The following is a 13,999-nucleotide window of genomic DNA, read 5'->3' as shown; positions in this document are numbered from 1 at the left end:
TTCGGTCGGGATCGGTACGCGTCACTTGCCGGAGCCGGGGCCGCCACCACGCACGGTGCTGCCCCGACCCCAACCCCAGTGGCTGCCCACCGTCGAGTGGTACCGCGGGTAGGCGGTGCGCATCCGCTCCAGCAGGATCAGCGAGCCGGCGGCGATCGGCAGGATCACCAGCGAGTCGTCGTCGTAGCGCAGGTAGACGCCGCTGCCGTCGACGTACTGGTCGGCCGGCTTCCAGGCACCGGTGACGTCGTCCGCCACCTGGCTCGGGGTCCGGTTCGAGGTGTACGCGACGGCGTCCCGCCCGATGTCCCGGGCCGCCGCCCGGGTGTAGCGGTCCTCGATGTAGCCCCGGGGCGAGAAGTTGCCGTAGAAGATCGCGAAGGCGGCGACCAACGCGCCGACGACCGCGAAGGCCACCCCCACCACGAACCAACGTCGGTACGTCACGGTGTCTCCCTCGTTCGCGACTGCGGGGCTCGCAGAACCGGCTCACTCCTCGCGCTCACGGTGTCTCCTTCGTTCGCGACTGCGGGGCTCGCAGAACCGGCTCACTCCTCGCGCTCACGGTGTCTCCCTCGTTCGCGACTGCGGGGCTCGCAGAAGGTCCACCACCGTCTCGGTCAGGACCAGTTCGTTGGTCTGGGGGTACGCGTGCCAGGTGCGCCAGCCCACCGTGCCGTCCGGCGCGTCGGGGCGTACGGCCAGCGCGGTGACCGCGTCCGGGTCCCCCGGAAAGACCCCGACCAGGGCGTAGGGGTCGTCGGCCAGGTCGGCGCGGAGCGCGGCGATCCGGGTGTGCAGCTCCCCCTCCGCGGGGCGCAGCACGGTCGCGGTGAACCGGTAGCCACCCGCCTCGTCGTGCAGGTCGCCGGGCAGGTGCGGGGGCCGACCGGGCAGGCAGGCGACCGTCTCGACCAGCCCACCCGCCGCTGCCGGACCCGTCGCGTCCGCCCACCCGGCCGAGGTGTCCGCGTCGCCGGGCCCGGTCGAAGCGGCCGGGGTGCCGAGCCCGGCCGAGGCGGCCGGGGCGCCGAGCGCGGTCGGGATGTCCGCGTCGGCGAGCCCGGTCGGAGCGGCCGGGGTGGTGAACCCGGTCGGGGTGGTGAGGACGACCTGGTGGGACGCGCCGAGCAGGCGCAGCCGCAGCCGTACACCGCCGGGCAGGGTCACGTCACGGATGTGCAGGGCGGGGCGTTCCGGGCCACCGAGCGCCAGGCTCAGGTCGGCGGCGCAGGTGTCGACGTACGGGGTGTCCAGGCTGACCAGCACGATCAGGACCCTTCCGGGCCGGACTGCGGGTACACCATCACGTCCGCGCGGTGCAGCCGCTCGCCCCGGCCCACCTCCCAGCCGGCGTCCCCGTACGCCTCGAAGGAGAGCCGCTCGCCGCCCTGGCCCCGGTAGTCCTGGTAGCGGACGGTGCCGTACGGGTCGAGGCCGGTGCTGCCGGAGGCCGAGTAGCGGGCCTGGCCGGACTCCTCCCAGGAGTAGCGGCGGCCGGCGAAGTCGAGGGTGGGTGCGCCCGGGGTGATCGTGGCGGCCGGCTCGGCCGTCCAGAGCACCAGCTCCAGGTCCGGGTCCTCCTCGACGGAGAGCCAGCGCTTGTCGCCCTCGACGGTGTCCAGCAGGTGCTCGGCCCAGCTCCAGCCGCCCTCGACCAGGTGCACCGAGCCACGAACCGCGTAGGACACCCCACGGATCTCGACGATGTCGCCGGGCTTGAGCTTGCGGGGGTCCCCGCGCAACGCGTCGGAGTCGGTGTCGCGGAACGGGTCCTTCGCCGGTGTCGGCCGGTTCGGCTTCCGACTCCGACTGAAAGCCACCGCCGCCACAACGATCCCGGCGACCCCGATCAGACATCCCAACGTTGCCACGACGTACGCGACCGAACCGTTCACCCCGACCACCTCCCCAAGTGCATCGGCGGAGACGGTAACAACCCCGCGCACCCCGCGCACCTGGGGAAACTCAGCGGATTCTGAGTGAACAGTCAGCTACCGAGTGTCATCGTCGGTGTGCTGACCAGCCAACCGGTCCGCCGCGTACCCGCCCAGCGTGGTGCTGCCCATCGTGCAGCCGGTAAAGGTGGTGAACTCGTCGTCGATGCCGCGTAGGGCCGCCCAGGCATCCCGGGCCGCCGCCGGATCGACCTCCTCCAACAGCGTCGCCGCGTACGCCCGGCCGGCCGGCGAGCCGTGCCGCAGCAGCCAGTCGACCTGCTCACGGGCCTGCCGGGGGCGCTGCGCGAACGCTTCCCCCACCCGCCGGTACGCCTCGGTCACCGGCAGCAGCGTGCCGGCGAACCCCACCCCGCCGAAGGCGACAGTGTCCGCCCCGGCGAGTTCCCGCACGGCGGCGTCCAGCTCCGGGTCGCCGCTCTTCTTCCGCATCCCGAACATGCCCCTCTCCTTTCCCCGCCCCACCCCTGACCACCCACCCCACCCCCACCCAACCCGCCCCCGCTCGCCCCTCCCCACTCAGCTCCCGCCCACCGCGCTCAGCCTCCGCCCAACCGCACTCAGCTCTCGCCCGATCGCACGCAACTCTCGCCCAACCGCACTCAGCCTCCGCCCGACCGCACGCCGCCCTCGCCCGACCGCGGTGATCAAGAGGTTTGCGTCACCAGAGAGCGCTCCCAGTGACGTAAACCTCTTGATCACCGGCGCAGGAAGGCCGGGGCGGGGGGTGATCAAGAGGTTTACGTCGAGGGAAAGCGCTCTCGTGACGTAAACCTCTTGATCACCGGGGCGGGGCGGCACTTGGCGAGGCGGGAGGGGCGGGGCGGGGCAAGAGCGAGGTGGGCGGGGCGGCGGGAGGGCGAGGGCGGCGGGAGGGCGAGGGCGGCGGGAGGGCGAGGGCGGCGGGAGGGCGGGGCGGCGGTGGGCGGAGTGAACCCGCCGCCCCGGCAGGGGGCGGGGCGGCGGGGCGGGGGTCAGGTGGAGGTGACGGTGAGGGCGTTCTTGTCGTCGGACAGGTCGACCCGTACCGTGTCGCCGTCCCGGATCACGCCACCCAGCAGGGCCTTGGCGAGCTGGTCGCCGATGGCCGACTGGACCAGGCGGCGCAGCGGGCGGGCACCGTAGATCGGGTCGTACCCGTGCTCGGCGAGCCAGGTCCGGGCGGCGTCGCTGACGTCCAACGCCAGCCGGCGGTCGCCGAGGCGCCGACGCAGCCGGGTGAGCTGGATGTCGACGATCGACCGCAGGTCGTCCCCGCGCAGCGCGGCGAAGACCACGATGTCGTCGAGCCGGTTGAGGAACTCCGGCTTGAAGTGTGAGCGGACCACCGCGAGCACCCCCTCCCGGCGCTGCTCGTCGGCGAGCGTCAGGTCGCTGATCACCGACGATCCCAGGTTGGAGGTGAGGATCAGGATCGCGTTGCGGAAGTCGACGGTACGGCCCTGACCGTCGGTGAGCCGACCGTCGTCGAGCACCTGGAGCAGGATGTCGAAGACGTCCGGGTGGGCCTTCTCCACCTCGTCCAGCAGGATCACCGAGTAGGGGCGGCGGCGCACCGCCTCGGTGAGCTGCCCGCCCTCCTCGTAGCCGACGTAGCCGGGCGGGGCACCGACCAGGCGGGCGACGGAGTGCTTCTCGCCGTACTCGCTCATGTCGATGCGGACCATGGCCCGCTCGTCGTCGAAGAGGAACTCGGCGAGCGCCTTGGCCAGCTCGGTCTTGCCGACGCCGGTGGGGCCGAGGAACAGGAAGCTGCCGGTGGGGCGGTCCGGGTCGGCGACGCCGGCCCGTGCCCGGCGTACCGCGTCGGAGACGGCACCGACGGCCTCGGCCTGGCCGACGACCCGGCCGCCCAGCGACTCCTCCATCCGCAGCAGCTTGGCGGTCTCGCCTTCCAGCAGCCGGCCGGCCGGGATGCCCGTCCAGGAGGCGACGACGGAGGCGATGTCGTCCGCGCCGACCTCCTCCTTGAGCATCGCGCCGTCGGCCTGGAGCCGGGCGAGTTCCTCCTCGGCCCGCGCCAGGTCGGCCTTGAGCGCCGGGATGCGGCCGTAGCGCAGCTCGGCGGCGCGTTCCAGCTCGCCGTCGCGTTCGGCCCGTTCGGCTTCGCCGCCGAGGCGTTCCAGCTCCTCCTTGGCGGTGGAGAGCTTGGTGATGTGGCTCTTCTCGGTCTGCCAGCGTTCGGACAGGGCGGTGAGCTGCTCGCGCTTGTCGGCCAGCTCCTTACGCAGCCGCTCCAGCCGCTCGGCGGAGGCGGCGTCGGGCTCCTTGGCCAGCGCCATCTCCTCGATCTCCAGCCGGCGGACCGCCCGTTCGATCTCGTCCACCTCGACCGGCCGGGAGTCGATCTCCATGCGGAGTCGGGACGCGGACTCGTCGACCAGGTCGATCGCCTTGTCGGGCAGGAACCGGTCGGTGATGTACCGGTCGGACAGCGACGCGGCGGCGACCAGGGCGGCGTCGGTGATCCGGACGCCGTGGTGCACCTCGTAGCGCTCCTTGAGGCCACGCAGGATGCCGATGGTGTCCTCGATGGTGGGCTCGCCGACCAGCACCGGCTGGAACCGGCGCTCCAGCGCCGGGTCCTTCTCGATGTGCTCGCGGTACTCGTCGAGGGTGGTCGCGCCGACCATCCGCAGCTCACCCCGGGCGAGCATCGGCTTGAGCATGTTGCCGGCGTCCATCGAGCCCTCGCCCTTGCCCGCGCCGACCACGGTGTGCAGCTCGTCGAGGAAGGTGATGACCTGCCCGTTGGAGTTCTTGATCTCCTCCAGGACGGACTTGAGCCGCTCCTCGAACTGCCCCCGGTACTGCGCCCCGGCGACCATCGCGCCGAGGTCGAGCGAGACCAGCTTCTTGTCGCGCAGCGACTCGGGCACGTCGCCGGCCACGATCCGCTGGGCCAGGCCCTCGACGATCGCGGTCTTACCGACGCCGGGCTCGCCGATCAGCACCGGGTTGTTCTTGGTACGCCGGGAGAGCACCTGGATCACCCGGCGGATCTCGGAATCCCGGCCGATCACCGGGTCGATCTTGCCGTCGCGGGCGCTGGCGGTCAGGTCGACGCCGTACTTGGTGAGCGCCTGGTAGGTCTGCTCCGGGTCGGCGGTGGTGACCCGCCGGTCCCCGCCCCGCACGGTCGGGAACGCGGCGACCAGGTTCTCCTCGGTGGCCCCGGCGGACTTCAGCGCATTGGACACCGCGCCACCCACCCGGGCCAGGCCGGCCAGCAGGTGCTCGGTGGAGGTGTACTCGTCGCCGAGCGGCCGGGCGATCTGCTCGGCGGCGCCGATGGCGTTGACGAACTCGCGGGCGAGGGTGGGCTCGGCGATGCTGGACCCACGGGCGGCGGGCAGCGCGTCGACCGCGCGCTGGGCGGCCCGGCGCAGCTCGGCGGGGTCGGCACCCGCAGCGCGCAGCAGGCCGGCAGCGGTGGAACCGTCGGTGTCGAGCAGTGCCGACAGCAGGTGCCAGGGTTCCACGGTGGCGTGACCACGCTGGTTGGCCAGCGCGACGGCACCGGTGATGGTTTCGCGGCTCTTGGTGGTGAGTCGTTCCGTGTTCATGGGCTCCCCCGGGATCGGCGTGTCCACTAGTAAGAGACACCACCAGAGTTGAGCCTATTCCGCTCAACTCTCGCTATGTGACTCGCGTCACAGATTGTCGTTCGAGGTCAGCCGACGAACTCCGGCCCACCTCAGTTGACCCACCGCACCCTGCCGCACTCCATCCCACCTCGCCCACCTCCGCTCAGGAGTCAGCGGGGCAGGCGGGCGGTGCAGGGGGTCTCGTGGTCGGCCCGGAGCACGCACCGCCGGCCACTGTCCAGCCGGTTGTCGCAGAAGACCCGGTGGCGTACCCCCTGGTCATCCTCGGCGGAGACGGTGGTCTCGCCCGGGTCGACGTGGGCGAGGAAGGCCAGCGAGCGGGCCGCCGTCCGGGCGAGCATCTTGGCCCGCGCCAGGTCCGCAGCACTGACCGGCAGATGTACGACGTACCGCCCGGTCATCGCGCCCCGCCCAGCTGACCCGGGGCGATCTCGCGCCGAAGCCGGTATCGCGACGGCTCGGACACCGCAGTATCGACCCAACCGAGTTGACCAGGGTCGAGCTTCGACGGTGGGTGCGGCGACTCGTACACCATGGCGCTCCTTCGTGGGACGGCTCGGTGGCGCGGTGCTGGAAGGGCAGCCCGGCCGAGCTGCTGGTCCGGCCGGGCTGCCCGCCCTGCCGTCGCAGCCCACCTCGGCGGTACGACGACAGGGCCGCTTCGCATGGCCGCCACCGGACGCGGTCCATGCCGATCTCAGGGCTGGCACGACTGACGCACCTTCTGGCCCAGTCGTGCCAGCCCACGGATGCCAACCGGAGGCCGGTTTGCCTACCAGGCTTTCCGCTGAAGGCCCCGCCGAAGCAACATACAATGCAAACCATTGGAAGACAACCACTCACCATGCAAAGCACGCAAAGTCTTGGCGGGTCGCGTGCTGCCATGGGAGGATCTTGGGGCCTACCAGGAGTTGCCGCCATGCCCCGAGTTTCCGACCGTCAGCGCATCGCCCAGGACATCCGCAACAAGATCGCCTCCGGCGAGTACTCGCCGGGCGACAAGTTGCCATCCCTGCGTGAGTTGATCGCGCACTACGAGGTTTCCGCCGAACCCGTGCGCTCCGCACTGCTGATCCTTCAGGCGGAGGGCCTCGTCGAAGGCCACCAGGGCAAGGGAACCTATGTCACACCGCGCAGAGCCTCCCCCTGATCCCGCAGCGCGGGTCGGGGTTACCGACCGGCGAGCCGGCGAGCACAGCCGGTGCCGGCCGGAAAGCGCTCGCCAGCAGCACAGACGTCCAACGGGCCCAGCTTGGGCGCAGGGTATAGCCTCTCGTCCGTGCGAGTACGTGTCGAACAGACCGCCCTACCCGGAATCGGCGTGCGTCATGATCTGATGACGGAGTCCGGTCGCCGGCTCGGCGTGGTCTCCCACCGCAATGGCCGCCGCGACCTGGTCCTCTACGACCCGGACGATCCCGACTCCTGCCAGCATGACATCCCGCTGACCGACGACGAGGCCGAGGCGTTGGCCGACATCCTCGGCGCGTCGCTGATGCTGGGTCAGCTCTCCGGCCTGCGCGAGCAGGCGGCCGGGCTGCTCACCGAGCAGATCGCCATTCCGGCCGGGTCGAAGTACGTCAACAAGCGGCTCGGTGACACCAAGGCGCGTACCCGCACCAGCGCCTCCATCGTGGCGGTGCTCCGGCAGGGCGAGGTCAACGTCTCGCCCGATCCCACCTTCCGCTTCGCGGCCGGTGACGTGGTGGTCGTGGTCGGGACCCGGCAGGGTCTCGACGGGGTGACAGCCATCCTCGCCGACAGTGACCCGGACGGCTGAGGCGTATGCACGAAACCACCACACTGCTCATCGAGGTCGGCGCGCTCCTGCTTCTGCTCGGGCTGCTCGGCCGGCTCAGCCGCCGGTTCGGCGTCTCCCCCATCCCCCTCTACCTGCTCGCCGGGCTCGCCTTCGGTCACGGTGGCCTGCTCCCGCTGGCCGCGAGCGAAGAGTTCTTCGCCGTCGGCGCCGAGATCGGCGTCATCCTGCTGCTCGTCATGCTCGGCCTGGAATACAGCGCCAACGAGCTGGTCGGCAACCTGCGCTCGGCGGCCCCGGCCGGCCTGATCGACGCGGCGCTCAACGCCCTGCCCGGTTTCGGCTTCGCGTTGCTGCTCGGCTGGGGCTGGGTGGCCGCCGTGGTGCTCGGCGGCATCACCTGGATCTCGTCGTCCGGGGTGATCGCCAAGGTGCTCGGCGACCTCGGCCGGGTCGGTAACCGGGAAACCCCGGTCATCCTCTCCGTGCTGGTCATCGAGGACCTGGCGATGGCGCTCTACCTGCCGCTGGTGACCGCGCTGCTGGCCGGCGTGGGCCTGGTCAAGGGTGGGATCGCGCTGGGTGTCGCGGTGTTCACCGTGGTGCTCGTGCTGGTCGTCGCCATCCGCTTCGGCCACCTGATCTCCGCCGCCCTGTCGGCGAAGGACCCGGAGGCGTTGCTGCTCGGGGTGCTCGGCCTGACCCTGCTGGTCGCCGGCATCGCCGCCCGGCTCCAGGTCTCCGCCGCCGTCGGGGCGTTCCTGGTCGGCATCGCCCTGTCCGGGCCGGTGGCGCACCACGCCACCGAACTGCTCTCCCCGCTGCGGGACCTCTTCGCCGCGGTCTTCTTCGTCTTCTTCGGCCTGGTCACCGACCCCCGGGACATGCCGCCGGTACTGCTGCCCGCGATCGTGCTGGCCGTGGTCACCATGGGGACCAAGTTGCTCACCGGCTACCTGGCGGCCCGCCGGGCCGGCATCGCCGAACCGGGCCGTTGGCGGGCCGGCTTCGCGTTGATGCCGCGCGGCGAGTTCTCCATCGTCATCGCCGGTCTGGCCGTCGCCGCCGGCACCGTCGAACCCAAACTGGCGGCGCTCGCCACGGCGTACGTGCTGATCACCGTGATCACCGGTCCGATGCTCGCCCGCCTGCCCGACATGCGCTGGTTCAAGCAGCGGCTGCGTCGACGGATCGCCGCCCGACAGCCCCAGCCGGTACCCGCCACGGACTGAGAACCGCCCGGCCAGGCCCCTCACACAGGTGGCCTGGCCAGGGCCTCCGTTGCCGAATTGCTCCCGGCGGGGTCTTCCGCCGGCCGGGCAGCGGCGGCTAGCGTTGCGCCCCAGCAGGACAGGGTCCCGCGGGCGGACGGAGGCACCCCGTGGATGTGAGCGGAAGGTTGCCGGTGAGCGTGCAGGATCCGCCGTTCCACGGCTTCGCCAACCCCGTCGATCCGTCGCCGGGGGAGCTACGGGCCTGGGCGTACCAGCCGGACTCGGTGCCGCTGACCTCGCTGCCACAAGACTGGGACCTGCTGGTCTCCGGCGACCACCTGGTGCTCACCCTGTTCGAGTTGGCGTTGGACCCGGCCTGCCCCGCGCGCCGCTTCGCCCTGCACTGCCTCTACATCTACGCGGCCGACGGCATCCGGACGAACTTCCGCGCCCACCCCAGGCGTCGCTTCCGCAAACTGGTGGAGCAGGCCGAGCGCGACGGCGACGAGTTGCTGCGCAACTGGGCGTACAACAGTCGGGCGCTGCTGGCCCGGCAGGAACTCTTCACCTACCACGACTGGTGCGAGGGCGGCCTGGTCCGGGACAACCGCCGGCTCGGCTGACCGGCGGCGCACCCGCAGCACCCACAGCCGGACGGCGAACGGGCCGGGACCCCCCGTGGGTCCCGGCCCGCACGTCGATGGATCGTCAGCGTGCCGATCCGCCCTGGTTGCGGCGTTTCTCCCCGGTCCGCTCCCGGTCCGCCCCGGGGTCGGCCTCTTCGGCGAACCTGCCGTTCTTCACCGTGTCGGAGAACTTGCCCTCGGTGACCCGGTCGAACTTCTCCCGGACGTTCTCGGCCACCTTGTTGAGCCGCTCCTCCGCCTGCCGGGCCACTTTCTTCGCCGATTCCGCCACGGTTCCCCCCGCCGTCGGAGTCCGAATTGACCTGGTTGGACCTGACAACAGGCTAGCCGGAACGACCACCCACCGCCGGAAAACCCCGACCGCAGACCACCGCCGGCCCGGCGGGCCGGGCCAGGGTCAACGGTCGGGGGTGCGGCGGGGACGCCAGACCACCAGCGCCGTGGAGGTGCGACTGGTCGGCACCAGGTCACCCCGGGAGAAACCGCTGGCCAGCGTCTCCAGCTCGGCGATCCGGCGGTAGGCGGCGTCCAACTCCGCCTCCAGTCGGGCCACCCGCTGCTGGGCCTGCTCCACCAGGCCTTCCAGCCCGATGATCCGTTTCACCCCGGCCAGGTTGACACCCTCGTCCTGGCTGAGCCGCTGGACCTCACGCAGCAGGACCACGTCCCGCACGCTGTAGCGTCGCCCACCACCGGCCGCCCGACCGGCCTGCACCAGGCCGAGCCGGTCGTACTGACGCAACGTCTGCGGGTGCATCCCCGCCATCCGTGCCGCGACCGAGATCATCAGCACCTTGGCCTCGTAGGCGGCGTCACCCGAACCGACGAACCCGTCCGACATCTCCACTCACCTCCGCACCCGTCAACCGGTCAACCGACCCGACGCACCCGCGCGTCGAGATGTTCCCGGGCCGCCGGCGGCGTCGCGTCGGCGAACGACTCCAACGCCGCCCGGGCCTCGTCCGACACCGTCGCCGGCACCACCACGTCCAACGTGACCAGCAGGTCACCGGCCTGACCGTCGCGGCGCACCACACCCTTGCCCCGGGCCCGCAGCACCCGCCCGGACGGCGTCCCCGGGGGTACGCGCAGGGTCACCGCGCCGTCCAGGGTGGGCACCCGCAGGTCGGTGCCGAGCACCGCCTCGGCGAAGGTGATCGGCACGGCCAGCGTCAGGTCGTCACCGGTACGCCCGAACAGGTCGTCCGGGCGTACCTTGACCTGGACGAACAGGTCGCCCGCCGGCCCACCCCGCTGACCCGGCTCGCCCCGCCCGGCCAACCTGATCCGCTGCCCGTCGGCCACCCCGGCGGGGAACCGGACGTTCAACGTGCGGGTCTTGGTGACCCCGCCGGTGCCGTGGCACTCGGGGCACTTCTCCTCGACGACCGTGCCGACGCCCTGGCAGTTGCGGCACGGCTCGGAGAAGCTGAACGACCCCTGGTCGCGGGTGGTCACCCCGGCACCATGACAGACCGGGCAGGTGGTGGGCTGGGTGCCGGGCTTCGCGCCGTTGCCGTGGCAGGTGTCGCAGACCCCGGGCGCGCGCAGCGTCAACGGCAGGGTGACACCCCGCACCGCGTCGTCGAAGTCGAGGGCCACCTCGGTCTCCACGTCCCGGCCCCGGGCGGGGCCACGTGCCCGCGTCGGACCGGCACCACCGGCACCACCGCCGGAGAAGATCGAGCTGAACAGGTCGGTGAAGCCGCCACCACCGAACCGGGTGTCCCCGCCACCGCCGCCGAACAGGTCGGAGACGTCGAACGGGACACCGCCGGGCTGACCCGTGCCGGGCGCGCCCCGACGGAACGCGCCCGAGCCGAACAGCGAGCGCATCTCGTCGTACTCGCGGCGTTTGGCGTCGTCGCCGAGCACCGCGTACGCCTCGGAGACGCCCTTGAACCGTTCCTCGGCTTTCGGGTCACCGGGGTTGTGGTCCGGGTGCGATTCCCGGGCCAGTTTCCGGTACGACTTCTTGATCTCGTCTGAGGAGGCGGACTTCTCCACGCCCAACGTGGCGTAGAAGTCCTTCTCGATCCAGTCCTTGGAACTCACCGGTCCACCCCCTTCCGTGAGATGTGGCCCGGTCGCCCCGCCCACCGGGTGCGGGTGGGCGGGGCGACCGGATGGCCGTGCACTATTCCGGGTCGGCGACCGCGACCATGGCCGGCCGCAGCAGCCGCTCACCGAGCAGGTAGCCCCGACGCATCACCTGGACGCAGGTGGGCTCGTCCACGTCCGGCGAGGTCTGGTGCGCGACCGCCTCGTGCCGGGTCGGGTCGAACGGGTCGCCCTTCTCGCCGAAGGGCGTCAGGCCGAACTTGCCCAGCGCCGTGGTGAGCTGCTCGGCCACCGTGCCGAACGGCCCCACCAGGTCGCCGTGCTCCCGGGCCCGGTCCAGGTCGTCCAGGATGGGCAGCAGCGCGGCGAGCACCGCGCCGGTCGCCTGCTCCTGGACCACGCCCCGGTCCCGGTCCACCCGCTTGCGGTAGTTGGCGTACTCCGCCGACACCCGTTGCAGGTCCCGGGTCCGTTCGTCCAGCTCGGCCCGGAGGGCTTCCAGCTCCGCGCCGAGCGGCGAGCCGGTCGGGCTGCCGTCGACCGGTTGCGCGGGGGCGTCCACCACCGGCGGACCGGTCGGTGCCGGCCCGTCGAGCGCGGTCGCCTCGGCCTCGATCTCGTCGACCATCACCTCGGCCTCCTCGACCAGCCCCTCGGCCGGGGCGTCCGCCCCGGCGTCGGCGGCGGCGGGCGACTCCTCGGTCCTGCCGAGCTTGCGGTTGTTCCGGATGACGACCCGCGGCCCGTCGTCGGCGGGCTCGGAGCCACCCGGCGTCGACCCGGAGGCGCCCGGGTCGGCGGCTCGTGGCTTCTCCGTCATACGACTACCTCGATCCCTGTGCGGTGAGTTCGTGTCCGGCGCGGACCGTCACTTCTTGTCCTCGTCCACGATCTCCGCGTCGACCACGTCGTCCGGGCCGCCCGCCTTCGGGGCTCCGGCCGCACCGGCACCCGCGCCCGCACCGGCACCCGGACCAGCCGCGCCCGGCTGCTCCCCCTGCTCGGCCTGCTGCGCGTAGAGCAGCGAACCGGCCTGCTGGGAGACCTGGGCGAGCCGCTCGTGGGCCGCCTTGATCTTCTCGATGTCCTGACCGCCGAGCGCGCCGCGCAGCTCGCCAAGGGCCTCGTTGAGCTGCTCCCGGTTCTCCGTCGGCAGCTTGTCGCCGCTCTCGGCGAGGAACTTCTCGGTCTGCCACTGGAGCGCCTCGGCCACGTTGCGGGCCTCCGCCTCCTCACGGCGACGCTTGTCGTCGTCGGCGTGCTCCTCGGCGTCGCGGCGCATCCGCTCGATGTCGTCCTTCGGCAGCGAGGAGCCGCCGGTGATCGTCATCTTCTGTTCCTTGCCGGTGCCCAGGTCCTTGGCGTGCACGTTGACGATGCCGTTGGCGTCGATGTCGAAGGCGACCTCGACCTGCGGCACGCCGCGCGGCGCCGGCGGGAGGCCGGTCAGCTCGAAGGTGCCGAGCTTCTTGTTGTACGCCGCGATCTCGCGCTCGCCCTGGAACACCTGGATCAGCACCGACGGCTGGTTGTCGTCGGCCGTGGTGAAGACCTCGGAGCGCCTGGTCGGAATGGTGGTGTTGCGCTCGATGAGCTTGGTGAAGATGCCGCCCTTGGTCTCGATGCCCAGGCTCAGCGGGGTCACGTCGAGCAGCAGGACGTCCTTGACCTCACCCTTGAGCACGCCAGCCTGGAGGGCGGCGCCGACGGCGACGACCTCGTCCGGGTTGACGCCCTTGTTGGGGTCGCGACCGGTGAGCTGCTTGACCAGGTCGGTGACGGCCGGCATCCGGGTGGAGCCGCCGACCAGGATCACGTGCTCGACGTCGGCGATCTTGATGCCGGCGTCCTTCACGGCCTGCTCGAACGGGCCCTTGCAGCGGTCCAGCAGGTCCTGCGTCATCCGCTGGAACTCGGCGCGGCTGAGCGTCACGTCCAGGTGCAGCGGGCCGGCCGAGCCGGCGGTGATGTACGGCAGGTTGATGTTGGTGGTGGTGGCCGCCGACAGCTCGATCTTGGCCTTCTCGGCCGCCTCGCGGAGCCGCTGGAGGGCCATCTTGTCCTGGCCCAGGTCGATGCCGTGCTCACCACGGAACGTCTTCACCAGGTGGTCGATGATCCGCTGGTCCCAGTCGTCACCGCCGAGCTGGTTGTCACCGCTGGTCGACTTGACCTCGACGACGCCCTCGGCCAGCTCCAGCAGGGACACGTCGAAGGTGCCGCCGCCCAGGTCGAAGACGAGGACGGTCTGCTCCTTGGAGCCCTTGTCCAGCCCGTACGCCAGGGCCGCCGCGGTCGGCTCGTTGACGATCCGCAGCACGTTGAACCCGGCGATCTCACCGGCCTCCTTGGTGGACTGCCGCTGCCCGTCGTTGAAGTAGGCGGGAACGGTGATCACCGCGTCGGTGATCTGCTCACCCAGGTACGCCTCGGCGTCCCGCTTGAGCTTCATCAGCGTGCGCGCCGAGATCTCCTGCGGGGTGTACTTCTTGCCGTCGATGTCGACGGTCCAGTTGGTGCCGATCTCCCGCTTGACCGAGCGGATGGTCCGGTCCGGGTTGGTCACCGCCTGGCGCTTGGCGACCTCACCGACGAGCACCTCGCCGTTACGGGCGAACGCGACGATCGACGGGGTCGTCCGCGAGCCTTCAGCGTTGGCGATGACGGTGGGCTCACCGCCCTCGAGAACGCTGACGCAGGAGTTCGTCGTGCCGAGGTCGATACCGACCGCACGTGCCATCTTCGCTTCCTC

The 13,999-nt window shown here is 71.5% G+C and carries 15 protein-coding genes; 4 read left to right on the top strand and 11 right to left on the bottom strand.

The features are described from left to right. Window positions 1-21 precede the first annotated feature (21 nt). The 6 genes from AB0B63_RS10790 to AB0B63_RS10765 all read right to left on the bottom strand — a co-directional run bounded on the left by AB0B63_RS10790 (window position 22) and on the right by AB0B63_RS10765 (window position 5,967). Window positions 22-447 carry a DUF4247 domain-containing protein gene (locus AB0B63_RS10790; protein WP_208565302.1) on the bottom strand — a complete coding sequence of 142 codons (426 nt, stop codon included), beginning with the start codon at window positions 445-447 and terminating at the stop codon, window positions 22-24. A 114-nt stretch (window positions 448-561) separates the two neighbouring features. Beyond that, window positions 562-1,269, bottom strand: a complete 708-nt coding sequence (locus tag AB0B63_RS10785) for a DUF2617 family protein (protein WP_357016818.1) — start codon at window positions 1,267-1,269, stop codon at window positions 562-564. Between the two features lie 2 nt (window positions 1,270-1,271). Then, window positions 1,272-1,898: a DUF4178 domain-containing protein gene (locus AB0B63_RS10780; RefSeq protein ID WP_357016815.1), complete on the bottom strand. Its 627-nt coding sequence runs from the start codon at window positions 1,896-1,898 to the stop codon at window positions 1,272-1,274. 96 nt (window positions 1,899-1,994) lie between these two features. After that, the gene (locus AB0B63_RS10775) at window positions 1,995-2,399 is read right to left on the bottom strand and encodes a hypothetical protein (protein ID WP_208565300.1); all 405 of its coding nucleotides are present in this window, start codon (window positions 2,397-2,399) and stop codon (window positions 1,995-1,997) included. 533 nt (window positions 2,400-2,932) lie between these two features. Beyond that, window positions 2,933-5,524, bottom strand: coding sequence for an ATP-dependent chaperone ClpB (gene clpB / locus AB0B63_RS10770; RefSeq protein WP_208565299.1), 2,592 nt, complete (start codon window positions 5,522-5,524; stop codon window positions 2,933-2,935). 191 nt (window positions 5,525-5,715) lie between these two features. Then, the gene (locus AB0B63_RS10765; protein ID WP_208565297.1) at window positions 5,716-5,967 is read right to left on the bottom strand and encodes a hypothetical protein; all 252 of its coding nucleotides are present in this window, start codon (window positions 5,965-5,967) and stop codon (window positions 5,716-5,718) included. A 518-nt stretch (window positions 5,968-6,485) separates the two neighbouring features. Between AB0B63_RS10765 and AB0B63_RS10760 the strand changes: the two genes are divergently transcribed. From AB0B63_RS10760 to AB0B63_RS10745, 4 genes are all read left to right on the top strand, one after another. Then, window positions 6,486-6,716, top strand: a complete 231-nt coding sequence (locus AB0B63_RS10760; protein ID WP_357016810.1) for a winged helix-turn-helix domain-containing protein — start codon at window positions 6,486-6,488, stop codon at window positions 6,714-6,716. Between the two features lie 129 nt (window positions 6,717-6,845). After that, window positions 6,846-7,346 (top strand): TrkA C-terminal domain-containing protein, encoded by a 501-nt coding sequence (locus AB0B63_RS10755; RefSeq protein WP_088641912.1) that lies wholly within the window; start codon window positions 6,846-6,848, stop codon window positions 7,344-7,346. Window positions 7,347-7,351: 5 nt separating this feature from the next. Next, complete coding sequence (locus tag AB0B63_RS10750) at window positions 7,352-8,557, top strand: cation:proton antiporter (RefSeq protein WP_208565295.1); 1,206 nt, start codon at window positions 7,352-7,354, stop codon at window positions 8,555-8,557. A gap of 173 nt (window positions 8,558-8,730) precedes the next feature. After that, window positions 8,731-9,162, top strand: coding sequence for a hypothetical protein (locus tag AB0B63_RS10745; RefSeq protein ID WP_208565294.1), 432 nt, complete (start codon window positions 8,731-8,733; stop codon window positions 9,160-9,162). A gap of 85 nt (window positions 9,163-9,247) precedes the next feature. On the opposite strand, the gene AB0B63_RS10740 is transcribed toward AB0B63_RS10745, so the two are convergent. The 5 genes from AB0B63_RS10740 to dnaK form a co-directional block, all read right to left on the bottom strand. Beyond that, window positions 9,248-9,457 carry a hypothetical protein gene (locus tag AB0B63_RS10740; RefSeq protein ID WP_357016806.1) on the bottom strand — a complete coding sequence of 70 codons (210 nt, stop codon included), beginning with the start codon at window positions 9,455-9,457 and terminating at the stop codon, window positions 9,248-9,250. A 126-nt stretch (window positions 9,458-9,583) separates the two neighbouring features. Next, complete coding sequence (locus AB0B63_RS10735) at window positions 9,584-10,027, bottom strand: MerR family transcriptional regulator (RefSeq protein ID WP_208565292.1); 444 nt, start codon at window positions 10,025-10,027, stop codon at window positions 9,584-9,586. A gap of 29 nt (window positions 10,028-10,056) precedes the next feature. Beyond that, entirely contained in the window at window positions 10,057-11,241 is a 1,185-nt protein-coding gene (gene dnaJ / locus AB0B63_RS10730; protein WP_208565291.1) for a molecular chaperone DnaJ, read from the bottom strand. Between the two features lie 82 nt (window positions 11,242-11,323). Next, window positions 11,324-12,067: a nucleotide exchange factor GrpE gene (gene grpE / locus AB0B63_RS10725; protein ID WP_357016801.1), complete on the bottom strand. Its 744-nt coding sequence runs from the start codon at window positions 12,065-12,067 to the stop codon at window positions 11,324-11,326. 48 nt (window positions 12,068-12,115) lie between these two features. Next, window positions 12,116-13,987, bottom strand: a complete 1,872-nt coding sequence (dnaK, locus tag AB0B63_RS10720; protein ID WP_208565289.1) for a molecular chaperone DnaK — start codon at window positions 13,985-13,987, stop codon at window positions 12,116-12,118. Between the last annotated feature and the right edge of the window lie 12 nt (window positions 13,988-13,999).

The sequence above is a fragment of the Micromonospora sp. NPDC049081 genome (assembly GCF_040648835.1).
In the GTDB taxonomy this organism is placed as follows: domain Bacteria; phylum Actinomycetota; class Actinomycetes; order Mycobacteriales; family Micromonosporaceae; genus Micromonospora; species Micromonospora antibiotica.
This window is presented reverse-complemented; position numbering and strand designations above follow the sequence as displayed.

Bases quoted from the DNA above. Each gene is read 5' to 3' on its own strand.
- AB0B63_RS10775 (WP_208565300.1), bottom strand. From the start codon at position 2,399: ATGTTCGGGATGCGGAAGAAGAGCGGCGACCCGGAGCTGGACGCCGCC.
- clpB (WP_208565299.1), bottom strand. From the start codon at position 5,524: ATGAACACGGAACGACTCACCACCAAGAGCCGCGAAACCATCACCGGT.
- AB0B63_RS10765 (WP_208565297.1), bottom strand. From the start codon at position 5,967: ATGACCGGGCGGTACGTCGTACATCTGCCGGTCAGTGCTGCGGACCTG.
- AB0B63_RS10760 (WP_357016810.1), top strand. From the start codon at position 6,486: ATGCCCCGAGTTTCCGACCGTCAGCGCATCGCCCAGGACATCCGCAAC.
- AB0B63_RS10750 (WP_208565295.1), top strand. From the start codon at position 7,352: ATGCACGAAACCACCACACTGCTCATCGAGGTCGGCGCGCTCCTGCTT.
- AB0B63_RS10735 (WP_208565292.1), bottom strand. From the start codon at position 10,027: ATGTCGGACGGGTTCGTCGGTTCGGGTGACGCCGCCTACGAGGCCAAG.
- grpE (WP_357016801.1), bottom strand. From the start codon at position 12,067: ATGACGGAGAAGCCACGAGCCGCCGACCCGGGCGCCTCCGGGTCGACG.
- dnaK (WP_208565289.1), bottom strand. From the start codon at position 13,987: ATGGCACGTGCGGTCGGTATCGACCTCGGCACGACGAACTCCTGCGTC.